Source organism: Campylobacter sp. 10_1_50, from assembly GCF_000238755.1.
Taxonomy (GTDB): Bacteria; Campylobacterota; Campylobacteria; order Campylobacterales; family Campylobacteraceae; genus Campylobacter_A; species Campylobacter_A concisus_R.
On the sequence record NZ_JH414887.1, the window covers coordinates 381691 to 405279 of the forward strand.

The 23589-nt window shown below is 36.4% G+C and carries 24 protein-coding genes, 4 tRNA genes and 1 CRISPR repeat array; of the genes, 10 read left to right on the forward strand and 18 right to left on the reverse strand.

The features are described 5' to 3' along the window. Positions 1-32 precede the first annotated feature (32 nt). From HMPREF1019_RS01855 to HMPREF1019_RS01900, 10 genes are all read right to left on the reverse strand, one after another. Positions 33-3128, reverse strand: coding sequence for a type I restriction endonuclease subunit R (locus tag HMPREF1019_RS01855; RefSeq protein ID WP_009293971.1), 3096 nt, complete (start codon positions 3126-3128; stop codon positions 33-35). 10 nt (positions 3129-3138) lie between these two features. Beyond that, complete coding sequence (locus tag HMPREF1019_RS01860; protein ID WP_009293972.1) at positions 3139-3705, reverse strand: restriction endonuclease subunit S; 567 nt, start codon at positions 3703-3705, stop codon at positions 3139-3141. Between the two features lie 2 nt (positions 3706-3707). Continuing rightward, the gene (locus HMPREF1019_RS01865; RefSeq protein WP_009293973.1) at positions 3708-4310 is read right to left on the reverse strand and encodes a restriction endonuclease subunit S; all 603 of its coding nucleotides are present in this window, start codon (positions 4308-4310) and stop codon (positions 3708-3710) included. Between the two features lie 129 nt (positions 4311-4439). Beyond that, a complete protein-coding gene (locus HMPREF1019_RS01870; protein ID WP_009293974.1) occupies positions 4440-5432 on the reverse strand; it encodes a virulence RhuM family protein in 993 nt (330 codons plus the stop codon). Continuing rightward, positions 5429-6982, reverse strand: a complete 1554-nt coding sequence (locus tag HMPREF1019_RS01875; protein WP_009293975.1) for a type I restriction-modification system subunit M — start codon at positions 6980-6982, stop codon at positions 5429-5431. The genes HMPREF1019_RS01870 and HMPREF1019_RS01875 overlap by 4 nt, the downstream gene beginning before the upstream one ends. Before the next feature lie 10 nt (positions 6983-6992). Next, positions 6993-8006, reverse strand: a complete 1014-nt coding sequence (locus HMPREF1019_RS01880; RefSeq protein WP_009293976.1) for a bifunctional 3,4-dihydroxy-2-butanone 4-phosphate synthase/GTP cyclohydrolase II — start codon at positions 8004-8006, stop codon at positions 6993-6995. A gap of 551 nt (positions 8007-8557) precedes the next feature. Continuing rightward, a tRNA-Asp gene (locus HMPREF1019_RS01885) sits at positions 8558-8634 on the reverse strand. A gap of 12 nt (positions 8635-8646) precedes the next feature. Next, a tRNA-Val gene (locus HMPREF1019_RS01890) sits at positions 8647-8722 on the reverse strand. A 16-nt stretch (positions 8723-8738) separates the two neighbouring features. Next, positions 8739-8814: transfer RNA gene (locus HMPREF1019_RS01895), tRNA-Glu, on the reverse strand. 13 nt (positions 8815-8827) lie between these two features. After that, positions 8828-8903: transfer RNA gene (locus tag HMPREF1019_RS01900), tRNA-Lys, on the reverse strand. Positions 8904-9113: 210 nt separating this feature from the next. On the opposite strand from HMPREF1019_RS01900, the gene HMPREF1019_RS01905 reads away from it, so the two are divergent. The 9 genes from HMPREF1019_RS01905 to cas1 all read left to right on the forward strand — a co-directional run bounded on the left by HMPREF1019_RS01905 (position 9114) and on the right by cas1 (position 17284). Then, positions 9114-9797 carry a CRISPR-associated endoribonuclease Cas6 gene (locus HMPREF1019_RS01905; protein WP_009293977.1) on the forward strand — a complete coding sequence of 228 codons (684 nt, stop codon included), beginning with the start codon at positions 9114-9116 and terminating at the stop codon, positions 9795-9797. A 63-nt stretch (positions 9798-9860) separates the two neighbouring features. Next, positions 9861-11252, forward strand: a complete 1392-nt coding sequence (locus tag HMPREF1019_RS01910; RefSeq protein WP_009293978.1) for a TM1802 family CRISPR-associated protein — start codon at positions 9861-9863, stop codon at positions 11250-11252. 2 nt (positions 11253-11254) lie between these two features. Beyond that, positions 11255-11671: a hypothetical protein gene (locus tag HMPREF1019_RS01915; protein WP_009293979.1), complete on the forward strand. Its 417-nt coding sequence runs from the start codon at positions 11255-11257 to the stop codon at positions 11669-11671. After that, positions 11664-12539, forward strand: a complete 876-nt coding sequence (gene cas7b / locus HMPREF1019_RS01920) for a type I-B CRISPR-associated protein Cas7/Csh2 (protein ID WP_009293980.1) — start codon at positions 11664-11666, stop codon at positions 12537-12539. Before HMPREF1019_RS01915 ends, cas7b begins: the two co-directional genes overlap by 8 nt. Further along, a complete protein-coding gene (gene cas5, locus HMPREF1019_RS01925; protein ID WP_009293981.1) occupies positions 12539-13279 on the forward strand; it encodes a CRISPR-associated protein Cas5 in 741 nt (246 codons plus the stop codon). Before cas7b ends, cas5 begins: the two co-directional genes overlap by 1 nt. After that, positions 13276-15489 carry a CRISPR-associated helicase Cas3' gene (gene cas3 / locus HMPREF1019_RS01930; RefSeq protein WP_187364900.1) on the forward strand — a complete coding sequence of 738 codons (2214 nt, stop codon included), beginning with the start codon at positions 13276-13278 and terminating at the stop codon, positions 15487-15489. Before cas5 ends, cas3 begins: the two co-directional genes overlap by 4 nt. After that, a complete protein-coding gene (locus HMPREF1019_RS01935) occupies positions 15489-15989 on the forward strand; it encodes a CRISPR-associated protein Cas4 (protein WP_009293983.1) in 501 nt (166 codons plus the stop codon). Before cas3 ends, HMPREF1019_RS01935 begins: the two co-directional genes overlap by 1 nt. Before the next feature lie 8 nt (positions 15990-15997). After that, positions 15998-16276 (forward strand): CRISPR-associated endonuclease Cas2, encoded by a 279-nt coding sequence (gene cas2 / locus HMPREF1019_RS01940; protein ID WP_009293984.1) that lies wholly within the window; start codon positions 15998-16000, stop codon positions 16274-16276. A gap of 9 nt (positions 16277-16285) precedes the next feature. Continuing rightward, positions 16286-17284 carry a CRISPR-associated endonuclease Cas1 gene (gene cas1 / locus HMPREF1019_RS01945; RefSeq protein WP_009293985.1) on the forward strand — a complete coding sequence of 333 codons (999 nt, stop codon included), beginning with the start codon at positions 16286-16288 and terminating at the stop codon, positions 17282-17284. A 152-nt stretch (positions 17285-17436) separates the two neighbouring features. Next, a CRISPR array of direct repeats spans positions 17437-19708; the repeat unit is 30 nt; unit sequence ATTAGAATTTACTCCGTTGGAGTTTGAAAC. 195 nt (positions 19709-19903) lie between these two features. On the opposite strand, the gene HMPREF1019_RS01950 is transcribed toward cas1, so the two are convergent. Further along, the gene (locus tag HMPREF1019_RS01950) at positions 19904-20182 is read right to left on the reverse strand and encodes an addiction module antidote protein (protein WP_009293986.1); all 279 of its coding nucleotides are present in this window, start codon (positions 20180-20182) and stop codon (positions 19904-19906) included. Continuing rightward, positions 20179-20472 carry a type II toxin-antitoxin system RelE/ParE family toxin gene (locus HMPREF1019_RS01955; protein WP_009293987.1) on the reverse strand — a complete coding sequence of 98 codons (294 nt, stop codon included), beginning with the start codon at positions 20470-20472 and terminating at the stop codon, positions 20179-20181. The genes HMPREF1019_RS01950 and HMPREF1019_RS01955 overlap by 4 nt, the downstream gene beginning before the upstream one ends. A gap of 121 nt (positions 20473-20593) precedes the next feature. Between HMPREF1019_RS01955 and HMPREF1019_RS09945 the strand changes: the two genes are divergently transcribed. Then, positions 20594-20692 carry a S26 family signal peptidase gene (locus HMPREF1019_RS09945; RefSeq protein WP_107945455.1) on the forward strand — a complete coding sequence of 33 codons (99 nt, stop codon included), beginning with the start codon at positions 20594-20596 and terminating at the stop codon, positions 20690-20692. A 159-nt stretch (positions 20693-20851) separates the two neighbouring features. Here the strand turns inward: HMPREF1019_RS09945 and HMPREF1019_RS10620 are convergent, their stop codons facing one another. The 6 genes from HMPREF1019_RS10620 to rpsP form a co-directional block, all read right to left on the reverse strand. Beyond that, complete coding sequence (locus HMPREF1019_RS10620) at positions 20852-21373, reverse strand: ComEA family DNA-binding protein (protein WP_009293988.1); 522 nt, start codon at positions 21371-21373, stop codon at positions 20852-20854. Between the two features lie 136 nt (positions 21374-21509). Then, the gene (gene rplS / locus HMPREF1019_RS01965; protein ID WP_002941851.1) at positions 21510-21866 is read right to left on the reverse strand and encodes a 50S ribosomal protein L19; all 357 of its coding nucleotides are present in this window, start codon (positions 21864-21866) and stop codon (positions 21510-21512) included. 8 nt (positions 21867-21874) lie between these two features. Further along, positions 21875-22567, reverse strand: coding sequence for a tRNA (guanosine(37)-N1)-methyltransferase TrmD (gene trmD, locus HMPREF1019_RS01970; protein ID WP_009293989.1), 693 nt, complete (start codon positions 22565-22567; stop codon positions 21875-21877). After that, complete coding sequence (gene rimM / locus HMPREF1019_RS01975) at positions 22564-23094, reverse strand: ribosome maturation factor RimM (RefSeq protein ID WP_009293990.1); 531 nt, start codon at positions 23092-23094, stop codon at positions 22564-22566. The genes trmD and rimM overlap by 4 nt, the downstream gene beginning before the upstream one ends. Next, positions 23087-23329: a KH domain-containing protein gene (locus HMPREF1019_RS01980; protein ID WP_009293991.1), complete on the reverse strand. Its 243-nt coding sequence runs from the start codon at positions 23327-23329 to the stop codon at positions 23087-23089. The genes rimM and HMPREF1019_RS01980 overlap by 8 nt, the downstream gene beginning before the upstream one ends. Then, a complete protein-coding gene (rpsP, locus tag HMPREF1019_RS01985; RefSeq protein ID WP_009293992.1) occupies positions 23329-23556 on the reverse strand; it encodes a 30S ribosomal protein S16 in 228 nt (75 codons plus the stop codon). The genes HMPREF1019_RS01980 and rpsP overlap by 1 nt, the downstream gene beginning before the upstream one ends. Positions 23557-23589: the final 33 nt, after the last annotated feature.

A 23589-nucleotide genomic window follows, 5' to 3' on the forward strand; every position in this document is an offset into this window, starting at 1 on the left:
AATGCAATATAAATTTTGCTTAAAAGCGCCTCTTAAACCGACGAGCCAACCTCTTTAAATTTATCAACAAAATGCGATATCTCATCAATCACTTTTTGCCTTATTATTGGATAGTTTTTATTTAAAGGGCTGATTTTAGGAAGTATCTCGCCTATTTGCGTTCCGCTTTGACTAACAAAGCCGCTCTTTAAAGACGAGCTTATAAACCTTCTTGCGCCAGCTTCATCTAAATTTAAAGAGGCGATAAGCTCGTCCACCTCTTTTTTCATCACTCCTTTTGCAAATTTAAAAAACTCTTCTATCACGCTGGCCCGGTCTTTAAATTTATCCAAGTTGCTTTGGTTTATAAAATCAATTATCAACCCCTCTTTTGAGCGGTTTTCCAAGCTCGAGCGGATGATGCGGCGCACCTCATCAGTAATAGCTGCTTTATCTTTTATCTTTTTATTATGCTCAAATATCAAACCCAAAATATAGTCTAAATTTATCTCCTGAGATTTTAGTAGATCAACCTCAAATACCACGTCATCCCAGTTTATCCTCTCTTTTTCCTTCTCTTCGCCAGCCTTTTCTTTTCTTAGCCACTCTCTTATATCATTATACGTTCCGCGGTAGTCTTGCAAGGCCCTTGCATTTGGCACTTTTATGCTTTGCATCTCTTTGATTTGATCATCGCTTAAGCCAAATCTATCCCTAAACTCACAAACTGCTTTTTCATCGTCTAAATTTACATCTTGCAAAGCCCTTAGAGCCACGAACTCATCGTAGTTTTGCAAAGCATTTTCTACCCTTAGATACTCTCCAAAAAGCTTTACAAATTCTTTCTTATCTTTTTGCGTCTCTATCTTAGTAGGATCAGGAAATTTCGCCTCTAGCTCGCTTACAACATCTACAAAGCCCCTTCTTGCCTCACCAGATACCGCATCTGTAAAGCCGTCCATATACTCTTTATAGCTCTTTTCGAGTATAACGCTTTTGGTGCTTCCTTTACCAAAAAGAGTTATAGCATCTTCTGTCGCTTTTTCTAGGTCTCTAAATGTCACGATATTGCCAAAAGTTTTTGTAGCACCATAAATTCTATTTGTCCTAGAGTATGCTTGTATGAGCCCGTGATAGCGTAAATTTTTATCCACAAAAAGCGTGTTTAGACAAGGCGCGTCAAATCCTGTCAAAAACATGCCCACAACTAGGAGTAGATCGATCTCTTGCTTCTTTGTGCGTTCGCTTAGATCTCGGTAGTAGTCCTGAAACGACCCACCATCAACGCTAAAATTTGTCTTAAAGTAAGCATTGTAGTCGTTTATCGCGTTGCTTAAAAACTCTTTTGAGCTAACGTCCATCGCCTCTGGCTCAAAGCCCTCATCAGCTATCTCGCCAACCATATCTTGCTCTTCATTTTGTGAAAAAGAAAATATCGTCGCTATCTTTAAAGCTCGTTCTTTATTACTTTGTAAATTTTTAAACGCTTCATAATAAAGCTTCGCTGCCTCTATCGAGCTTACTGCAAACATAGCGTTAAAGCCCTTGCCGCTTGCATTTAAGCGGTGGGTTTTTTGATGAAATTTCTCCAGCACATACTCTGAAATTTCTTTGATACGCTCAGGGTGCAAAAATGCACTTTTATTCTCAGCTGCACTTAGCTTTAGCTCGTCTTTTTCTGTCTCTATGCTCTTAAATTTAGGCACGACATTGTTATAATCAACCTTAAATTTAAGTACCTTCTCATCTCTTATGGCATCGACTATCACATATTCATGAAGCGAGCTTCCAAAGACACTTTGCGTAGTCTCTGCTCCGATGGCATTTTGAGGAAATATCGGCGTTCCAGTAAAGCCAAACTGATAAAATTTCTTAAATTTCTTCTTTAAATTTTTCTGCGCTTCGCCAAACTGAGACCTGTGGCACTCGTCAAATATAAAAACAACCTCTTTTTGATATATGCTTAGATCATCTTCGCTCTTCATCAGGTTATTTAGCTTTTGTATGGTTGTCACGATGATCTTTCCGTCATCTTTTTGAGTATTTCGCTTTAGCTCTGCTGAGCTAGCTGAGCCATTTACGCTATCTTTTGAAAATTTTTGATACTCCTTCATAGTCTGATAGTCAAGGTCTTTTCTATCCACCACAAAAAAGACTTTATCTATAAAATCAAGTTGCGTAGCGAGCCTAGCCGCCTTAAAGCTAGTTAGCGTCTTGCCAGATCCTGTCGTATGCCATATAAAGCCGCCGCCCTCTGGCTTTGAGTAGCATTTAGCATTATGCGAGCTATTTATCTTCCAAAGTATGCGCTCAGTCGCTGCTATCTGATAAGGACGCATTATAAGCAAGGTGTTATTTGTGTCAAAGATGCAGTATTTGCTAAGTATGCTAAGAAGTGTATTTTTCGCTAAAAATGTAGCCGTAAAGTCCTTTATATCTTTTATGGCTTCGTTTTTTGAATTTGCCCAGTTTATAGTAAAGTCAAAGCTGGTTTTATCCCGCTTGGTTGTATTTGCAAAGTATCTTGTGTCTGTGCCATTTGAGATGATAAAAATTTGCAAGTATTTAAAGAGAGAATTTGATGAGTTAAAGCTCTCTTTTGAGTAGCGATGAATTTGATTAAAGGCTTCTCTTATCGCCACGCCTCGCTTTTTAAGCTCTATTTGCACGAGTGGCAAGCCATTAACAAGTATAGTGACATCATATCTGTTGTGCGATGAGCCAGTTTGCTCAAACTGATTTATCACCTGCAGGCTATTTTTAGCGATATCTTTTTTATCGATAAGGCAGATATTTTGTATATGCCCATCATCAAAAACAAAGTCGTAGATATGATCATCTTGTATCTTGCGGGTCTTTTCCACTATGCCATCGTTTGGCTTGTCGATATACTCTTCAACTAGCCTTTTCCACTCAGACGAGCTAAATTTAACGTTATTTAGCCTCTCTAGTTGCTCTTTTAAATTTAGCAAAAGTGCTGTTTGAGAGTTTATATCTTTTTTATACTCATAGCCTTGTTGTTTTAGGTCATCTATAAGCTCACGCTCCATATCCGCTTCGCTTTGGTAGCTTGAAGACTGAGGCAATCTCTCGTATTTATCTAAAACGATGAAATTTTCTGACTCAAGTATGGTTTTACTCTCTATCATTTTTACGCCTTTATGCTGTCATTTTTGGTTTGAAATTTAAAAGTAGCTCTCTGTAATACTCATACTGCTTGCGCCTTAGCTCTATCTCTCGTGGCAAACCCTCGGTTATAGAATTTACAAGCGTATCAAATTTATCTAAGATATCAACAACTTTTTGTTGTGTTTGGAGTGATGGGACGGGGATTTTTATTTTTTTTAGGTTGTCATTATATAGACGCTTAATTGTTCCACCTTCTGCGATGTTCCAATCTGCTATTTGATAAAAATAAAACAAATATCTATTCAAAACTTGACCTTCATCATTTTCAATCCACACTATATTACTATCCTGAAAATAAGCGTCATTGCCATTAAAAATCACAGCACGTCCGATAGTTCCACTTGCAGAAATCAAGACCTCTCCAATCTTTGGATAACTATATTTTGATCTATACTCATCAAAAAGTTCTTTTGAAATATAAGCATCTGCTTCTTTACCAAATGTTCCTATTTTATAAAATGGTATTTCTCCATTTGCAGAAGTTTGTTCCTTTAAAATTCTTTTACACATACGAACTTCTCCGATGTCTCCAAGCATTTTTAGCTCACACCCCCCCCATTTTTATCAAGCTCGTCAAAGCTTAAAAGAAAGTCGCGATAAAATTCATACTGCTTTTTCCTAGCTGTAAGCTCTGCTGTAAGAAGCGTGAAAGAGTCCAAGATACGGACTATTTCACGCTGCACTTCCATCGGAGGCACAGGGAGTTTAAATTTTTCAGTTATAGGCAATGAAATTTGAGGAAGCGCACCCATACTAATTGAAGCAGCTCTAAAATAGCTTATGTTATTTTTTAAGTAATAATATAAAAATTTTATGCTCGTCTCATTTTCTGACGTATAACCCCACATTTCATTTTTAAATGTAAAAGGCTTATCATAATATATAAAGTCAATAACGCCCCTAGATTGAACTATTACAGAAGGTACTCTTGTAATGTTGGGATTTTGAATTTTATCCTCTGTCGTATCTATAACAGTTTTACCGCCAGCAAAAATGCGGATATCTCCGCCATGTACTTCAATTTCTTTCATTTTATTTGCTGTTATATTGGTACCCTTTATCCGCTGAAATATCTCCCCAAGCTCTTTAAATTCAACCCCATCAGGGCAAAGCTCATTTATCAGATCAAAAATTTTACTCATTTCAAGCCTTTTAAAATTTTGCTCGGCTTCGCGAGTGAAATTTCGGAGCCATCGTTCGCATTGCTACGCAATATGCTCCACTCACTCGCAAAGGGACGGATATAAAGCAGTTCAGATCAAAAAAATTACTCATTTTTTGCCATTCTCTTTTAACTTTAAATTTATGCTCTTAATAGTGCTTATATATTCTTTCTCAACTGGCGTTAAGTTATTTTGTAAGTATTTCTCATACTCGGTACTAACTTTTTTCATAGCCTCGCTATGACTTACCGAACCAGCATTTTGTAAGACACCTTTGCCATAAGTTAGACTAAATTTATCAAGCTCGCTTATCCAGTCTTTCATATACATTACTTCACGTCCATGTGCCTTCATCTCCGCTAAGTCAAAAAATGCTGAAACCAAGCGATTTAGCCTAAAAAGTTCATCCTCACTCAAATAATTTTTTGCTGTTTTAGCCTCATTTAACGTAGGCATTTGACCTTTAAAATTCGTAAGACCCATAAATTCTTTGTTGCCATTTACTCTACTAAAAATAATTTCTGAAGCAGTTTGCTCACTAACGGCATAATGAAGCTTATTTTGAACTATTTTGAAAAATTTTATACTCTCATCACTTTTTGGATCATAGTCATAGCTAGTAGCGTAAAGATCAAGCACTTGGCGATATATCACCTTCTCGCTACTGCGGATGTCTCGGATCCGCTCGAGTAGCTCCTTAAAATAATCGCCGCCACCAGTGCCTTTTAGTCGTTCATCGTCAAGCACAAAACCTTTTTTTATATACTCTCCAAGGCACTGTGTAGCCCACTGCCGAAACTGCGTACCACGAGAAGAACGCACGCGATAACCAACAGCTATGATTAAAGGCAAAGAGTAATAGGCTATCTTGCGCTTTATATTGCGCCCACCTTCATTTTGAACTGTCAACTTAAAGTTGACAGTTGCTCTCTCATCTATCTCGTTTTCTAAAAATATAGCCTTTATATGCTTGCTGATATTTTGCTTGGTCGTTTGGTAGAGCTCTGCGATTTCAAGTTGCGTCAGCCAAAGCTGCTCATCAAATTTTTGCAAAGAAAATTTTGATTTGCCGTCACTTGTTACATAAATAATCGCCTTCATCTCTCGCCATCCAGCTCTATCTGCGCGATGATCTCATCTATCTGTGAGCGTAAATTTGAGATCTTAGCCACGGTCTCTTTTATCTGTAAATTTAGCTCGTTTATATCTATCTTTTCGCGTGTATCTTTTGGCTCGACGTAGGAGCTTACTGCTAGGTTGTAGTCATTTTTGGCGATAGTGTCATTATCCACCGATGTAGCCACGTGAGCGATCTCTTCTTTGCTAGCAAAAATTTCTACTATCTTTTTAATGTGCTCATTTGTTAAAACATTATTGTTCGTTCTTTTTTCAAAAAACTCACTAGCGTCTATAAACTGCGTTTTGTTTTCACTTTTGTGCTTTGAAAGCACAAGGATATTTACAGCGATCGATGTGCCGTAGAAGAGATTTGGCGCTAGGGCGATGATGGTTTCTACGAAATTTTCTTTTACTAGATACTCGCGTATCTTCTTTTCTGCGCCGCCTCTATAAAAAATGCCAGGAAAGCTAACGATAGCAGCTCGCCCTTTTGCAGAAAGGTAACTAAGAGCATGCATGATAAAGGCAAAGTCTGCCTTGCTTTTAGGCGCTAGCACGCCAGCTGGAGCAAATCTAGCATCATTTATAAGCGTGGGATCATCGCTGCCGATCCAGTTTATGGCGTAAGGAGGGTTTGAGACTATGGCGTCAAACGGCTTATCATCCTGAAGCTTTGGGTCTAAAAGCGTATCGCCAAGCTCGATGTGAAATTTAGAGAAATTTATGTTGTGTAAAAACATATTCATGCGAGCAAGGTTAAATGTCGTGTAATTGATCTCTTGTCCAAAAAAGCCCTGCTCTACTTTATGCTCATCAAATCTCTTTTTAGCTTGCAAAAGTAGCGAACCAGATCCACAAGCTGGATCGTAAATTTTATTTATATCTTGTTGCCCATACATAGATAGCTCAACAATTAGCTTTGAGACATTTTGTGGAGTGAAAAACTCGCCACCTGACTTGCCGGCATTTGCAGCGTAGTTTGAGATGAGAAACTCATAAGCATCGCCAAAAAGATCGATGTGGCTATCTTTAAAGTCACCAAAATCAAGCCCAGCAACTCCGTTTAAAATAGCAACAAGTCTTTTGTTTTTATCTGAGACGCTATTGCCAAGTCTGATGCTAGTCGTATCAAAGTCAGCAAAAAGTCCTTTGATATCTTGCTCTGACTCAAACCCAGCGGCTGAGCCCTCGATACTTTTAAAAATTTGATCCAGATCGGTATTTAAATTTGCATTATTTGATGCATTTTTTACAACATTTTTAAAAAGCTGGCTAGGATATATAAAGTAGCCCTTTTCTTCTATGATGACCCTTTTTTGCTCATCATCTATCTCATCATCGCTCATGCTGGCGTAGTCGAGGCTCTCATCCCCAGCCTCTATGTAGTCAGTAAAATTTTCGCTGATAAATCTATAAAACAAAGTTCCGAGGACATACTGCTTAAAGTCCCAGCCTTCAACAGCACCCCTTACTTCATTTGCGATGCTCCAAATTTGATTTTGTAAGGCTCTGCGTTGTGCCTCTTCGCTCATTTTATCTCCTTTAAATTTCCTTGTAGCCGACTATATTTAGCCCAAAACCAGCTAAGCTTACAAATTCCTTATTTTTATTTGAGCTTAGAAGCTCGATATCTTTTACGCCAAAGTGATTTAAAATTTGCGCTCCGATGCCGTAATCCTTGCTTGTGTTTGAGTTGTCGCTATCTAAAAAGATTAAAATTCCACCATTTTGGCTTAGAAATTTGATGGTTTTTAAAAGCTCTTCGTATTTTGGACTGCTCAAAAGCTCGTGATCGGTAAGGATCTTTTGAAATTTGACATTTGCCTTGCTCTTTGGCTCGCCAAAAAGATAAGCTGAGTGGATTTTACCTTTGTGATCAGTGATATCGTATCTTGCTGAAGCGCAGTTTGCGATCATCACGTCACTTTTTTCGCCAACTTTTATGAGGCTTTCATGGCTTAGTCTATACTCGACCAGATCAGAAACGCTGATCATATTTAGCCCAAATTTCTTACAAAACTCCTCTAAATAATCACGCCTTGCCATGGTGCCATCTTCTTTTACGATCTCGCATATTGAAGCCATCGGAGCAACACCTGCAAGCTTGCAAAGATCGACCGAACCCTCGGTGTGGCCTGTACGAACTAGCACACCGCCATTTTTAGCGATGAGCGGGAAGATGTGTCCTGGACGCACGAAGTCTTCAGGCTTTGAGCTAGCCTCAGCCGCAAGCCTGATCGTCATATCGCGCTCGTATGCGCTAACACCCGTTGTTGCGTCCTTTGCGTCGATCGTGACTGTAAAAGCTGTCTCGTGGCTCGATGTGTTTTTGGCTACCATTAGCGGTAGATCAAGCCTTTTGGCGTTTGCCTCGTCCATCGCAAGACAGAGCACGCCCTTTGCATGAGTGATAGCGAAATTTACCTTTTGCATGTCACTACTAGCTGCTGAAAAGACCAGATCGCCCTCATTTTCGCGGTCCTCGTCATCGACCATAACGACCATTTTGCCATTTTTTATATCCTCAATTGCTCTTAATACATTTTCAAGTGCCATAATTATCCTTTTATAAATTTTTACGATTATATTGATATTTTGATAATCAAAAGATAAAAACCATATTTTTTCTTTGCCAGTAATCACTTTTGAGAAAAAATAGAATTTACACCAAAATTTAAGCTTTTGAGGTTGATATTAGCCATTTGGCAGGATAAAATTTATCTCATATAGGTATAAAATTTATATGTATATTTGCGCGATAAAACAAATTTTGACTTTAAATTTTAAAATATGCCTCGTACATTAAATAGAGATAATTTTTTATTTTGATTTTCAATAATGCTATAAAGATAATTAAAAAATTTATATTAAATTTGGTTTTAAAATTTAAATATTCTTTGTTTAGAAAATTGATTGGAAATTGGGCTTTTATAGTTATTTTTGCTATAAAAACTAAAAATTTTTAATAGAGAGAAATATATTTTGAATTTTATAAGGGTAATATTATGTATTATTTTACATATTATTTAACAAAATATTTTTATAAAAAATTTGCATTAATTTAAAAAATGGCAAAAATAAAAAAATATGAAAAATTTAAAAGTAGATGGCGCAGCGGACGGGGCTCGAACCCGCGACCTCCGCCGTGACAGGGCGGCATTCTAACCAACTGAACTACCGCTGCACCTAAAAGTAATGGTGGTCGCTATAAGACTCGAACTTATGACATCCACCTTGTAAGGGTGGCGCTCTACCAACTGAGCTAAGCGACCTAAAATTTAAAATATCTGGCGACCCTTAGAGGATTTGAACCTCTGTTCCTACACAGAGAAAGTAGAGTCCTGAGCCACTAGACGAAAGGGTCATAAACCCAAAAATGGTGTCCTGCGTTGGATTCGAACCAACGGCCCCCTCATTAAAAGTGAGATGCTCTACCGACTGAGCTAGCAAGACATGATTATTTAAAAAAGAATTGAGATTATACAAAAAACATTATTATATGTCAAGAAAAGATCATTTAAATTTTCAAATAAGTCTTTGATTTTATTTAGCTACATTATTTTAAAATAAAAAATAAATTCTAAAAAATTTATTTTATATAATCGTCTATTTTTTACAAAATTTTGAGTTATAATCCATTTTAGCAACAAATAAGGAGCAAGGATGATCATTATAAATTCACGCCTACCTACTCAAAATTTAAAAATAGCAAAGTCTTTATCCAAGCTCATACAAGGCTATATTTATAGCTATTTGCCAAAGGCTGAACATGACGGATATACACATAAAGAGAGCGGTAAAAATTTTAAAAGATCAAATTTTGATTTTAGATTAAATGACTTAAGTTTAGAGATAAGATTTAGCTCGTTTGTACCAGAATTTGAAAAAACGATCGCTTTTGCTGTACTAAAAGACGGATTAAAACTTGGCAATATTTGTTTGCTTGATACGTCTGTGTCAGTAAAAGAGCATAGAATTTCACAAAATGAGGCTACTTTTCAGGGATGTGTTGCGTGTTCGGTTGTTGGACTTTTGGGATATAAAGTGCATCTTGAGCCGCAAGACTCAAGACATCTTGAAATGATGAAAACAAACGCACTTCAAAGATTTGAAACACTTATGGGGTATAAATACGAGGGCGAGTTTGAGCTAAATTTGCTTTGGCAAAATTTACAAAAGCCATTATATTTTTACTATGGCAATAATAATATGCCAGTCAGAGCATGGCCTGCAAAATGGCACATCAAAGCAAAACCAGAGCTTATAAATTTGATCCTTGATGCTGGTGTTGGTAGTGGATGTATGAACTGCGGACTTGGATTTTTAGAAGTAGTTGAAGATAAATAAATTTTATAAATATTTAAGGTATATTGTCTTAGCATTAATAAAAATTTTTAAGGTCAATTTAAAATGGGACTTGCTCATAAGTTACATGTGATCGGAAATTTAATAAGCGATGACGACACTATCGCTATGATAAAAAATTCAAATTTTAAAGATAGCGAACATATTGTTTTAACCATCGATTTTAAAGTAGAAAATTTAAAAATTGTCGATAAGCCAAAAATATCCAGAGCCTCGCTAGATAACATAAAGACGCTTTTTACCAAAAAGATAGGCGGCACGAGCAATTCATACTATCTATATCCAAATTTTGAGTATCAAGGCGAAAAAGATCTATACAAGAAATTTAAAGCCATCTCACATACGCTACAAAATTCGGTTATGGTCTATGCAAACGACGACAATAAGCGTATTGCTGCCTTGGTATTTGAATACATTAAAAATTATGAAAATGACGAGCTTGAGCTAAAAAAATTTAAACAGGATGATTATTTTTTGGTTTTGCTTGTAAATGGCAAGAGTTTTTATGAGTTTATGCCAGAAGTTTTGCAAAACTATCTTAATGAATTTGTCCGCCCTCATATTAAAAATAATAAAAACGAGCCGTTACTAAAAGAGCTGGTAGATGTCGTCACAAAAGAAAAAATTGCCTGCGGATACAATCCTGATATTAAATTTTTCACCATGGATAATTATGATGATAGCTACGGCATACAGCAGATAAACAAACTACCCATGTCTCTAGAAAGCGCAAAGGCAATAAAAAAAGGTTGGATGTTTGCGATAAATAACTTAAAATTTTACTACAAAGGCTTAGAATACATAATCATCCCTTCTATGTCAAATTTCAATGCTGAAATTTTCAAAGGATTAATAAGCTTTCTTAAAAATGCAAAAAATATGCAAGAAGAATCCGAAAGAGAAGAGAGCTTTATGAGAAGATTGCGAAAGCAAATCGAAAATTACGACCAAATAAATAGCTTTACGCTTGATATTTTATTCACCGAGGTTGATCAGACAAATTTATCCGTTAAGATATTTTCTACACTTGAAGACGTTTTGCCAAGCAGGATAGCAAAGGTTGTAAAACTAATGCAAAAACAGCATATCACCGACTCTTCAAAGCAAATTCAAGATACAGATGATGATATCAAATTTGCCTATCTCAAAGATTATTTTGGAGTTATTGAAAAATATGCTACTGCTACAAAAGTCAAAGGACTTGATAATAAAATCATGCAGGAGAAAATTTTTCTAGCAAAGTTGTTACTTGGATATGCAAAAGTAAAATATATTGAGCTTTTGAAACGATTTGAACATTTTAGAGAATTTGATGCCAAAAACAAGAAAAAGATAAAGGACGGCGTCAAAGACTGGATAGCCTTTCCTGAAAATATCGTCAAAAATGAAAATAAAATTTTAGAGTTTTTACAAGAGATAAACGCGATAAGGATGTGATTATGAAGCTTTTTTCTGATTATTTTAAGGAGCTGTTAGAAAAGCAGTCAGATTATTTTAAAGATGATCTAATCAAAGGTGCTTATTTGATAGGCGCTTATTCAAAGAGTATTATAAATAGCTCTTTTGCCTCAGACGTTTCTAAAGAAAATAAGACATTTGAAAAGTGGCTTTCAAATCAAAAAATAATAGCGCCAAATTTAAAGAAAATTTTTAATAAAGCAAATGAATTTGAAAGAAAACTAAAGCTAGGTAGCTCGACAAATAGCGATCTGTCGCAACTGATAACTACGCATTTTTGCAATGAAAAAAGCAAGAGCGTTTCTCGCTATGAAATTTCATTTGCATTTATACGAGGTATGAACGACTACGTTAAATTTAAAAAGAATAATCAACAATCAGGAGAAAATAATGAGTGAGATAGCAAAACATAGTGAAATTTTGTTTTTATGGGACGCAAAGATGACAAATCCTAACGGAGATATGCTAAACGACAATGCGCCAAGATACGATGAGAGCGACAGAAAAGCTATCGTGAGTGACGTAAGAGTAAAGCGAACCATTAGAGATGATCTGCAATACAGAAAGTCTCAAACAATCTTTGTAAATAACGCCGAACAAGTGCAGTCAGCAGAAACTAGATTTGCCGAGGTAAAGAAAATTTTAGGTGAAGCAGACGATAAAAAGGCATTTTTAAGCTGCATAGATAATAGACTTTTTGGAGGCGTGGCGCCAAAAAGCAATATCCAAATCATAGGCGCAGTGCAATTTTCTTGGGCTAAATCGCTAAACGAAACAGAGACTATAATGTCTCAAGGAACCGGCGCGTTTGGCAAAGACGGCAGCGGCAATAAAACATTTAGAACCGACAACTACATACCGTATGGCTTATTTGCCATGTATGGCACTATAAATTCACTAAATGCCACCAAATCAAACACTAGCGAAGAAGATGTCGCACAGATGCTTGACTCGATGTGGCAAGGCACAAAGTTGCTAAACACAAGAAGCAAGGTCGGTCAAAAGCCAAGAATGCTTATAAGAGTTATCTATAAAGATACTTATATGATAGGCTTACTTGACGAGCTTGTAAAGCTAGACAATAAAGATTCCGATCAGATCAGAAGCATTGACGAGTGTGAGTTAAATTTTACAGCCCTTACTAGATCACTAAAAAATATGAGCCAAAAGATAGAAAAGGTTGTGATCTTTTACGATGACTCTTTTAGGAGGTATGTGGATCAGTTTAAAGAGCTGGGACTAGAAATAGACGCAAGAGAGCTATAATGTTTGCATTTAAAATTTGGGGTAAATTTGCTTGCTTTAGAGATCCGCTTTCTATAAGCCAAAATATCACTTTGCTGCTACCGCCAAAAACTACCGTAGGCGGTATGCTAGCGGCGCTACTTGGCGTGGATGATTATTTAGGCGACGATGATTTTATGGATTTTGGATATAGCGTCGTTTTGGACGGTGCCATTTCAAAGAAAACCTTTTCACAAAACTACATAAACGACTACACCAAAAAAACAAAAACTCATCTAAATAGCCTTAAAAATTTAGATATGCAAAAGATTTCAAATGGTCTAAGAGACGGCTCAGCACCACAAAAACCTATAAACAGAGAATTGTTAATCGATCCAAGATATACGATTTTTATCGATAAATTTAAATTTGAAAATGAAGCGATAGATAGTCTAAAAAATAGAATTTCCAAATTTCCTTTTTATCTTGGCAATAGCGAATTTGCAGGCAATTTTGAGTTTATGGAGATAGCAAATTTTGTAAATAAAAATTTTGATGAGGTAAGTATTGACTCGTTTGTGCCGCAAAGTATGGCGCAAAAAATATGCTTTGACGAAAATGTTTTATACTCGCCAATCTGCTTTGCCAAAAGCCTAGATAGCGACAGATCTCCAAAAACGCACATAAATTTGATAGTTTCAAACGACCAAATAAGAGCAAAAAATATAGAGGTTTGCGAGGTGATTTGCGCCCAAAAAACTTATCGATGCATATTTGTATGATGCAAATTTCAGACGTTTTTAACTCACATCCGCAAAAATCATACAACTCACACATTAAAAATATAGCCAACAGCTTTGATGACGATGAGCACAAGGAAGCAGCATCTTTTCACGATCTAGCTAAAATTTCACAAAAATTTCAAGACTATATAAATTTAGACGCTAAAAATTTTAACTCGGCAGATGAATTTGAAAAAGCACGGCAAAAGCTAAAAACTACGCACACGCTAGAAAGCGCTTTTATATACTTTTTTGCTAGAGCCAACAAGGATATAAATTTCTTAGCAAATTTCTTTGCTATCTTAAAGCACCACTCTGATTTTCCGGATATAGACTACTTTCTATCAAGCATAGGCTCCACAAAAGCAAAATTAATAGACAGGCTCAAAAAGATAGATGAGGTAGCCCAAAGAGCAAATTTAGATATCGATATAGATATCTACGATTTTGTAGATTATTTTTTAGACTTAGAAAATGAACTATCAAAATATTATGGTTTGGAGAGCTTTTTTATTTTTAAAAAAAGATACTCAAGGCTCATTTTGGCTGATAAATTTGAAGCCATTTTTTCAGAAAGCTATCAAAATTTAGCCGTTTTAAATGCCAAAAAGATAGATCTTTACATAGACCGCATAAAGAGTTTAATAGCCACCAAAAAGCAAGATGATTATAAAGACAAAGCAAGAGAGATTATATTTAAAAATTTTAACGCCAACAAAGACAAGAAAACATTTCTCATAAAAGCACCAACTGGTATCGGCAAAACGTTTTTGGCATTAAATTTAGCCCTAGAAATAGCTAGAAACGGCAATAAAAGGCGCATTATAACGGCTATACCTTTTACCTCTATCATAGATCAAACACACACCGAATATCAAAAGATCATAGCAGATCAAGACGTTTTAAAGTATCACCATCTAACAAGCTATAAAAGCCAAAACGACGATGAACAAGAGCAGTTTATGCAAAAGGTATTCTTAGCCGACATCTGGCATGAAAATTTTATAGTTACAACTTTTAACCAGCTATTTTTTGCTTTTTTCTCAAACCACAATAAAGACAATCTCAAGCTTGAAACTCTGCGAGATAGCGTCATCATCATAGACGAGATACAAAATATTCCGCGAGTGCTGCTAAAATCCATCGCAGTCGCTTTTAACGAATTTTCAAAAAGATACAATATCCATTTTATAATCATGTCGGCAACTATGCCTCATATCGCAGCTGAGCTAGAGAGCTTTACCGAGCTTTCTGAACCTATTTTATATAAACGTGAAAAAGATAGATATGAGATCATCTACGAGCCGGATATAAAAGGGCTTGATGATTTGGTAAGTGAAATTTTAAAACATCAAGACGAAAGCGCGCTTTGCGTTGTAAATACCATTTCAAAAGCTAAAAAACTATATGAAACCATGAAAAACAGTGGCAAAAAAGGCGTCTATCTTTTGACGACGCATCAGATCCCACTTCATAGAGTACAAATAATAGACGAGATAAAAGAGAAGCTTAAAAGTGGCGAGAAAATCACTCTAGTCGCCACTCAGCTCATCGAGGCCGGAGTTGATCTTAGTTTTGACGTGGGGTTTCGCGAATTTGCACCCATTGGTGCCATCATCCAGGCAGCTGGTAGGGTAAATCGCAACGCCACATCAAGCAAACCGGCAAAAGTCGTGGTTTTTGACTACATAGACGGCGAAACATTTCCATACCACGATATAGACCTACAAGAAGAGAAGGTAAAAGAAATTTTATCTCGCTCCATAAAAGAGAGCGAAATTTATCAAATTTTAGAGAGTTATTTTCAGAGCACCAAAGACGAAACGACAAGCATAGATCTGCTAAGCCTTGCTAAAGAGTTAAAATTTCAAACGTTATTTGATAAATTTAATGCCAACTTCATGCCAAAGCAAGACTACAAAGTATCGCTTTTTATAGAGCAATACAATGGTCATTTCAATGAATTTTTAGAAAAACGAGAGGCTCTTTTGGTTTCAGGCAAAGATAAATTTATCATATTAGCAAATATCAAAGAGCTTGAAAAAGAGCTGTCGCTATATACCATTACGGTTGGCAAAAATATGCTTGGCAATATCAAGTCTTATACTAGAGAATTTTTTGGCAGGTATGTTTTAGCGCCTAGCGATTTTTATAATAAATTTGACGGATTTTTGCCTGAGCTAACGGCAGTAGACGAGGTATTTGACTAATGTTCTCAAAAGATCAGGTCACTGGTACGCTTGTGAATTACTACGTCACCTGTAAGCGCGAGGCGTGGCTTTACGCGCATCAGATCCACGCAGATCAAGAGGATGAAAACGTGCTGATGGGCAAGGCTTTGGCTGATATCAAAGAGCGAGATCTGCAAGAATTTGCCTTTGGCAACCTAAAATTTGACAAACTCTCAAAACAGCACGGCCACTACCTCATCACTGAGTATAAAAAGAGCCTAAAAAACGAGCTTGCAGGCAAGATGCAACTACTTTTTTACATCTACCTTTTAAAAACGGGCTTAAATTTAAAAGAGGTAAAAGGCAAGCTAATAAGCGGTAAAAAGGTGATTTTAGTGGAGGATAGCAGCGAAAATTTCGCTCTAGTAGAGCAAATTTTAAGCGAGATAAGCGCACTTGCAAATTTAGAAAAGCCACCCAAATTTACGCAGGGTAAATTTTGCCAGAACTGCGCATATCACGACTATTGCACTGCTTAGGAGATAAGATGTATGTGATACTTTTTTACGACATCGCAGGACACGAGCAAAAAGAGCGAAATAACGCAAATCGCATCAGAAAAGCCGTCGAGAAATTTCTGCCTCGCGTGCAGTTTTCAGTCTATGAGGGTGAGATCCGTGAGAGCGACTTTAAAAAACTAAGCAAGACGCTGCAAAAAGAGTGCGTAAGCGAGCTAGACTCTATCGTCATCTATACATTTAACTCGCTAAAATACTCCGAGCGCATCGTCATTGGCGTAGATAAAAATAGCCCGGTATTTAGCTAAGGAGCAAATATGCAAAAGAACGACAGGACGCACTTTATACTTAGTCCAGGCAGGCTTTATAGGCAAGATAACAATATCTACTTTGAAAAATTTGACGAAACGGGCGCGCTTGTCGCTAGTAAGATCCTTCCGATAAATGCGATCGATGAAATTTACGTGCTGGCAAAAGTGCAGATCGACACCTACACCATCGCGTTTTTGGCGGACAATAGCATCCTTTTGCACATCTTTAGTCCGTATCAGAGTTTTCGCGGGAATTTCTACCCAAATACACCAAACTCTGTAAATAAAAGCGGCTTTGTGCTGCTTTGCCAGCTCCGCTCTTTTGATGATGCGATCAAACGTGCATATATCGCGCGCGAGATAACTAGAGCCCACATCATAAATGACGCTGCAAACTGCAAAAGACACGGCGTAAAATTTGACGCACAGCCACACCTAAAGGCACTAGATGCCGCCACTAGCGTGCCTGCTATCATGGCGGTAGAGGGTGCATTCCAAAAGCTCTACTACGAAAAGTGGAACGAGATCATCGCAGATCAGCGAAGCTTTAAATTTACCGTCCGCTCAAAGCGCCCGCCAGCTGATAAGATCAACAGCTTCATAAGCTACGTAAATACGCGTATCTACAATATCTGCTTAAGTGAAATTTACAAGACCGAGCTAGATCCTCGCATCGGCTTTTTGCACGAGCCAAACTACCGCGCGCTAAGCCTACATCTCGATCTTGCGGAGATTTTTAAGCCGATCTTGGGAGATACGCTGATTTTTAACATGCTAAATAAAAAAGAGATCACCGCAAAAGACTTCCAAACGGACGCTGGCAGGATAAAATTTAGCAACGACGCCGTGCAAAAGATCGAGCTAAAGATGATCTCGCGCCTTTGCGATACGCTCACGGTGGGCGGTAGGGAGCTAACGTGGAGGCAGGTGATCCGCCGCGAAGCAAATAAGCTTAAAAAGTGTATCTGCGAGGACGCGCCTTATGAAGGCTTTAGGTGGGAGTAAAATCGCATTTTAATAAAGCGTTTTTTAAGATTTTAAAAAGCTTGAAATTTAGGGCTTGGCGTATTTATACATGGCTAAAATTTAGTCAAATTTAAGGCGAAAAAATATAGACTTCTTGCATCAAAAGGCCTATAAATCAGCTTTTTGGTGCTATTAGAATTTACTCCGTTGGAGTTTGAAACTTTTGCCGCTACCAATAGTCGCCCTAAAGCTTGCATTAGAATTTACTCCGTTGGAGTTTGAAACGCTTTAGCGTGAACGATGAGTCCTTGCAAGATATAAAAATTAGAATTTACTCCGTTGGAGTTTGAAACCTTGTGATACAACTTGACTGGCACGGAAACGCCTTGAATTAGAATTTACTCCGTTGGAGTTTGAAACTAAAAAGGAATAAAAATGCCACTTCAAAAAATCGAAATTAGAATTTACTCCGTTGGAGTTTGAAACAAAGCGTCGAGCCCTACGGTTTCGTCGATAAATTTACCATTAGAATTTACTCCGTTGGAGTTTGAAACTTGGCTAGACGATACCATAGAAAAACCGACAGAAATTAGAATTTACTCCGTTGGAGTTTGAAACAATGATGTAGCCACTAACATATTAACACAAAAAGGATTAGAATTTACTCCGTTGGAGTTTGAAACCCGAAACAAGGAACAATGCCTAACTTTGCGTGTGGATTAGAATTTACTCCGTTGGAGTTTGAAACAACGCTTACAACAACGGCTGGATAGCCAAACGCTATAATTAGAATTTACTCCGTTGGAGTTTGAAACACCAAATACGGACAACGCTACCTAGAGCTTAAAAAGCTATTAGAATTTACTCCGTTGGAGTTTGAAACTTACATAGGGCTTGGTATTTTCTTTTTGTACACGTATTAGAATTTACTCCGTTGGAGTTTGAAACTAACAATGGTAGATACGACGCGCAAGGCGCTTTTGAATTAGAATTTACTCCGTTGGAGTTTGAAACTACGTGTCCGAGGCGAAAAAATGTATCTTTGCCGTCGGGATTAGAATTTACTCCGTTGGAGTTTGAAACACAGCCCTAAAAACGCACTACACAAAAACCCAAACGATTAGAATTTACTCCGTTGGAGTTTGAAACGGCGATCATTTATCGGTAGGCGTGAAGCAACGTATTATTAGAATTTACTCCGTTGGAGTTTGAAACGTTTTTTACATCAACGCCCATAAATCCGCTTATCGATTAGAATTTACTCCGTTGGAGTTTGAAACGCAGAGGCGAGTATCTCGATGAGCTTGTAAAACTAATATTAGAATTTACTCCGTTGGAGTTTGAAACGACGAAAGCCCCCCGCTAATAATATTTGCCGTAAATTAGAATTTACTCCGTTGGAGTTTGAAACACAGCCTTTGTGCCAAATTTAATCTACCCATAATCAATTAGAATTTACTCCGTTGGAGTTTGAAACGCGACATCTTCTGGGACGTATTTACCAGCTAGTGCTATTAGAATTTACTCCGTTGGAGTTTGAAACTGTTGCTAGCGGTAAAAGATAAAAAACTAAACCCAATTAGAATTTACTCCGTTGGAGTTTGAAACTTTCGTCAAGCCTCATAGCGTCCCAATAGTTAGCCATTAGAATTTACTCCGTTGGAGTTTGAAACGTGCGTTGCTGTGCTACAACTGGGTCTTTCCAGATGCATATTAGAATTTACTCCGTTGGAGTTTGAAACCAAATGGAGCGTGGCGTGGATAAGCGAGTATCTGGATTAGAATTTACTCCGTTGGAGTTTGAAACTCCCAGTGGCAAGGTCTAGCGTGCAGAACTCTAAGTATTAGAATTTACTCCGTTGGAGTTTGAAACTGGTAGTGAAGTTTGGGTGCAAGGCAAAGAAAATCATTAGAATTTACTCCGTTGGAGTTTGAAACTTAGGTACGCAACCAGCAGCAAATAGCGCGCCAACTTATTAGAATTTACTCCGTTGGAGTTTGAAACTCATTTGACAAGATCATCCTTGAGCCTCATACGTTGATTAGAATTTACTCCGTTGGAGTTTGAAACCCATATAATCCACCAACAGGTGTCGTACAATTTAATTAGAATTTACTCCGTTGGAGTTTGAAACTAAGTGTCGTTTGCATCTTCAAACCACCTAAATATCTTATTAGAATTTACTCCGTTGGAGTTTGAAACGGATAGCAGCATAAAGGATTAAGAATGTTTATAAAATTAGAATTTACTCCGTTGGAGTTTGAAACGCTCGCTTTTTGGACAGAGTAGTGCCACAAAAGAGTATTAGAATTTACTCCGTTGGAGTTTGAAACTCAAGTGCGTCGTCGATCTCTTCAATTTGACTAATATTAGAATTTACTCCGTTGGAGTTTGAAACCTTTCTATACCCCTTATAAACTCCTTTCAGATGGATTAGAATTTACTCCGTTGGAGTTTGAAACAACGCATAAGCGACAAATTTAAAAGTCAAAAATTTTCAAAAAAGAGATTTAAAATAATAGATCGAATAAATAATAATTGCTATCTTGCAAAGATGTATCAAACAAACGATAATACTGTTTTATGCAGATACTTCGAAAAACCAAAACCCCAGCAAATACAGCAAAAAAAGAAGCTAGAAATAATAATGAAATAGACTAAGCATAAACAAGCTTAATATCAAGAGCATTCACAACCTTAAATATACTTTCAAATCTAGGCTTTGAATTCTCTTTAAACATCTTATAAAAGCTTTCTCTATTTAAATTTGCTTTCTTTGCAACGTTTTCAATACCTTTTGACTTTGCTATATAAAATAATGCTCTTTTAAATTCTTCAATATCGCCATCGGCTAAGACTTGATTTAAATATTCTTTTCTTAATTCATCAGTTGTTAAGTAGTCTTCTAAATTAAATTTTGTAAATTCTTCTTTCATCTATAATCCTTTAATATCTCTTTTGCTTTTTTAATATCATCGCTTTGGCTATCTTTATCGCCAGCATTTAATAATATAATTATTTCATCGCCATCAAAAGTAAAAAATATCCTTAGCCCACCACGATTGAAAAACCTAAGTTCGTATAAGCCTGTATCTATAAATTTATAATCCCCTAAATGATCTTTTGTTTCTATCTGCTCTAATCTTCTTAATATAGAAACCTTGACAATAGGATTATTTAACTTATGCAACCACTTATCAAATGTCGAACTTTTTAATACTTTCATAGGGCAAATTTTAACAAATGTAGCTTAATGGCTACTTATAAAAATAGCGCATAACACTCATAACCCGAAGGTCGGCGGGTTCATTAGAAGTTACTCTGTTGGAGTTTGAAGCTCACTGAATATGGTTAGCGATAACCGCAATCACTCTTTTGATAGCCGTTTTTTCGGGGCAGTTCCATATAAATTTTTAGTTGGCAAAGTTAGATGGCAGCTGTTTTAGCACAAATTAGCAAAAAACCTTGGCTAAAGATTATAATGAAGCAAATCATTGGATCAATGAAATTTGAAGAAAGTTGTGATATTTTTTGTCAATTATAATTAAAAAAAATATATAAATTTTTAAAACCCACTTGTAAAGACAAGCAGGTTTTAAAATGTTTTATTTCTCTAGTTTTTCTTTAAGTTTTTCTTTTTTAGATTTAGCTTTTGAAGCAGCTTTTTCTTTCTTTTCTTTTACCTTGTCAACAACTTTGTCTTTTTCATCTTTTGCTTTTTCGCTCATGCCAGTTTCATCTTCTTTACTAGAAGTTAGCTCTTCTTTAGTTTTAGAAGCTTTCTTTTTAAATTTATCTTTTTTATCAGAGATTTTTTCTTTCATCTCGTCTTTTGCCTCATCCATTTTCTTCTTACTAGCTTTTGCCTTTTCGCTTACTTCGCTCTTGCCAGTAGTAGAAATCTCACCTTTTAGGTTATCAAAAGTTTTATCGCCGATGCCATTTACATTTTTCAGATCGTCAATTGAGTTAAATTTATTTGCTTTTCTATACTCAATGATAGCATCTGCTTTTGCACTGCCGATACCATCAAGGCTCATAAGCTCCTCTTTTGTAGCTGTGTTTAGATTAATTGCTGCCATAGCCAAAGACGCAATAGCTGCAAGTGAAATCAAAATTTTTTTCATTTCCATTCCTTAAAAGTAAATTTGAGGTAAAATTCTAGCAAAGAGTGATTAATGAAGTATAAATATGAAGTAATATAAAAATGATTTTAAATATAGTTTATAGGAGAGAGTCCCTGAAAATTTCAGGGAAAAAGTTTTATTTTCTAAGTTCGCGGATCTTAGCTGCCTTACCGCGTAGTTCGCGTAAATAGAATAGCTTAGCTCTTCTAACACGACCTTTTCTAAGAACCTTTATCTCTTCGATAGAATCGCTAAATATTGGGAAAATTCTCTCAACACCAACACTGTTGGCGCCGATTTTTCTGATGATAAATGTTTCACCAGTACCGCTACCACGTCTAGCTATACAAATGCCTTCAAAATTTTGAATTCTCGTTTTGTCTCCCTCGTGAATACGAGTAGCCACACGCAATGTATCTCCTGCACGGAAGTCAGGGATATTCTTACCAGCAATTTGAGCATTTTCAAACGCTTCAATGTATTTATTTCTCATGTTTTTCCTTATTTATGTGGCTTTAGCTTTTGATATAAATCAGGGCGAAAGTACCTTGTTTTGCAGTGAGCCATCTTGTTTTTTAAGTTGTGGATTTTAGCATGATTACCCTTTAAAAACTCTGAAACCACAAAGAGGGATTTAAAATTATCAGGTTTTGTAAAAGATGGGGCTTCAAGCAAATTACCTTCAAAACTCTCCACTTCAAGGCTCATGTCGTTTCCTAAAACTCCGGGTACATTTCTTGATATCGCATCACTCATGCAAAGTGCAGGCAGCTCTCCGCCAGTTAAAATAAAATCACCTATACAAAAAACTTCGTCCGCCCAAAGCTCAACAACTCTCTCATCAAGACCTTCATATCTACTGCAGACAAAGCAAATATGATCTTTTTTAGAGAGCCTTTTCGCGTCATTTTGACTAAATTTTTTACCAGCTGGCGTCAAAAAAATCACATGGGTGTTTTTATCTTTTTCTTTTAGAAATTTGATTGACTCATCCAAAGGCTGCGGAAACATCAAAAGCCCTGCTCCACCTCCTATCATACAATCATCAACTTTATTGTGCTTATCGTTGGTAAAATTTCTTGGATTTATAAAATCAATTTCAATAAATTTATTGCTAATTGCACGTTTTAAAATAGAATCACAAAAGTAAGGTTTGACTAGATTTTCAAAAAGTGTAATAAACGTAAATTTCATGAATTTTCTAAGATATCTCTAGCGCCTTTTACCAAAATCTCTCCACTATCCAAATTTACGCTTTCGATAAAATGCTCCAAATATGGAATGTAAAAATTCTTTGGTTTACCGCATGCGATAAGCTCTTCATCAGTTTTTATGTATAAAAGTGAATTTGCAAAATTATCTTGGATATCTTCTACAATACCTAAAATTTCGCCATTTTCTACAACTTTTAAACCGATGATATCAAACTGAAAAAATTCATCTTTTTTTAGTTTGCAGTTTTTTCTAGTAAGCTCTTTTGTGGTATAGATAGTTCTATTTACGAGTGTTTTAGCAAGGTCTAAATCATCAAAATTTTCAAACAGAACCAGCTCTTTTTGTCTGTTATAGTCTTTTATTGTGAGCTGAACACTGTTTTTATCAAAAAAGGTTGCACCTTTTTTAAATTGCTCTGGGAAGTCGCTCTTGTTGTGAAGCTTTAAATAGCCCTTTAAACCAACACATCTCCCGATGGTAGCGACTTCAACAATATCACTATTCAATAGCTTTTACCGTTACTCTATAACTTGTATTGTCTTTGGCTTTACAGCCAATAATAACGGTCTTTATAGCATTTATCATTTTGCCGTCTTTACCGATAAGCTTTCCAGTGTCAACCTTATCGGCACTTATAATGATCTCGACAAAATTTTCACCAAGCTCTTGACGCTCAATAGTCACCTTTTCAGGAAAATCAGCTATCAGCTTGGCGTATTCGTATAAAAAATTTTCAACCATTATTTTGTAATTTGTGCAACTCTATCACTAAGTTTAGCACCGACGCTTTTCCAGTAATCCAATCTCTCTTTGTTGAAATTTATAACATTTGGCTCAACCATAGGGTTGTAATAACCAATGCTCTCTATCCAACCGCTATCACGTCTTTTTCTGCTATCTGTAACAACTATACGATAAAAAGGTCTTTTTTTACGTCCCATTCTTGTTAGTCTTACTACTGTTGCCATATTATATTCTCCTCTTGTTTTTAAATAAAGCTT

Excerpts from the sequence above, each read along its gene's own strand:
- cas1 (WP_009293985.1), top strand. The coding sequence starts at position 16,286 with ATGCAAAAGAACGACAGGACGCACTTTATACTTAGTCCAGGCAGGCTT.
- HMPREF1019_RS01870 (WP_009293974.1), bottom strand. The coding sequence starts at position 5,432 with ATGAAGGCGATTATTTATGTAACAAGTGACGGCAAATCAAAATTTTCT.
- HMPREF1019_RS01980 (WP_009293991.1), bottom strand. The coding sequence starts at position 23,329 with ATGGTTGAAAATTTTTTATACGAATACGCCAAGCTGATAGCTGATTTT.
- HMPREF1019_RS01910 (WP_009293978.1), top strand. The coding sequence starts at position 9,861 with ATGGGACTTGCTCATAAGTTACATGTGATCGGAAATTTAATAAGCGAT.
- HMPREF1019_RS01935 (WP_009293983.1), top strand. The coding sequence starts at position 15,489 with ATGTTCTCAAAAGATCAGGTCACTGGTACGCTTGTGAATTACTACGTC.
- HMPREF1019_RS01875 (WP_009293975.1), bottom strand. The coding sequence starts at position 6,982 with ATGAGCGAAGAGGCACAACGCAGAGCCTTACAAAATCAAATTTGGAGC.
- cas2 (WP_009293984.1), top strand. The coding sequence starts at position 15,998 with ATGTATGTGATACTTTTTTACGACATCGCAGGACACGAGCAAAAAGAG.
- HMPREF1019_RS01880 (WP_009293976.1), bottom strand. The coding sequence starts at position 8,006 with ATGGCACTTGAAAATGTATTAAGAGCAATTGAGGATATAAAAAATGGC.
- HMPREF1019_RS01955 (WP_009293987.1), bottom strand. The coding sequence starts at position 20,472 with ATGAAAGTATTAAAAAGTTCGACATTTGATAAGTGGTTGCATAAGTTA.
- HMPREF1019_RS01855 (WP_009293971.1), bottom strand. The coding sequence starts at position 3,128 with ATGATAGAGAGTAAAACCATACTTGAGTCAGAAAATTTCATCGTTTTA.
- cas7b (WP_009293980.1), top strand. The coding sequence starts at position 11,664 with ATGAGTGAGATAGCAAAACATAGTGAAATTTTGTTTTTATGGGACGCA.
- rplS (WP_002941851.1), bottom strand. The coding sequence starts at position 21,866 with ATGAGAAATAAATACATTGAAGCGTTTGAAAATGCTCAAATTGCTGGT.
- HMPREF1019_RS01860 (WP_009293972.1), bottom strand. The coding sequence starts at position 3,705 with ATGCTTGGAGACATCGGAGAAGTTCGTATGTGTAAAAGAATTTTAAAG.
- cas5 (WP_009293981.1), top strand. The coding sequence starts at position 12,539 with ATGTTTGCATTTAAAATTTGGGGTAAATTTGCTTGCTTTAGAGATCCG.
- rpsP (WP_009293992.1), bottom strand. The coding sequence starts at position 23,556 with ATGGCAACAGTAGTAAGACTAACAAGAATGGGACGTAAAAAAAGACCT.
- HMPREF1019_RS01915 (WP_009293979.1), top strand. The coding sequence starts at position 11,255 with ATGAAGCTTTTTTCTGATTATTTTAAGGAGCTGTTAGAAAAGCAGTCA.
- HMPREF1019_RS09945 (WP_107945455.1), top strand. The coding sequence starts at position 20,594 with ATGGTTAGCGATAACCGCAATCACTCTTTTGATAGCCGTTTTTTCGGG.
- trmD (WP_009293989.1), bottom strand. The coding sequence starts at position 22,567 with ATGAAATTTACGTTTATTACACTTTTTGAAAATCTAGTCAAACCTTAC.
- HMPREF1019_RS01950 (WP_009293986.1), bottom strand. The coding sequence starts at position 20,182 with ATGAAAGAAGAATTTACAAAATTTAATTTAGAAGACTACTTAACAACT.
- HMPREF1019_RS01865 (WP_009293973.1), bottom strand. The coding sequence starts at position 4,310 with ATGAGTAAAATTTTTGATCTGATAAATGAGCTTTGCCCTGATGGGGTT.
- HMPREF1019_RS10620 (WP_009293988.1), bottom strand. The coding sequence starts at position 21,373 with ATGAAAAAAATTTTGATTTCACTTGCAGCTATTGCGTCTTTGGCTATG.
- HMPREF1019_RS01905 (WP_009293977.1), top strand. The coding sequence starts at position 9,114 with ATGATCATTATAAATTCACGCCTACCTACTCAAAATTTAAAAATAGCA.
- cas3 (WP_187364900.1), top strand. The coding sequence starts at position 13,276 with ATGATGCAAATTTCAGACGTTTTTAACTCACATCCGCAAAAATCATAC.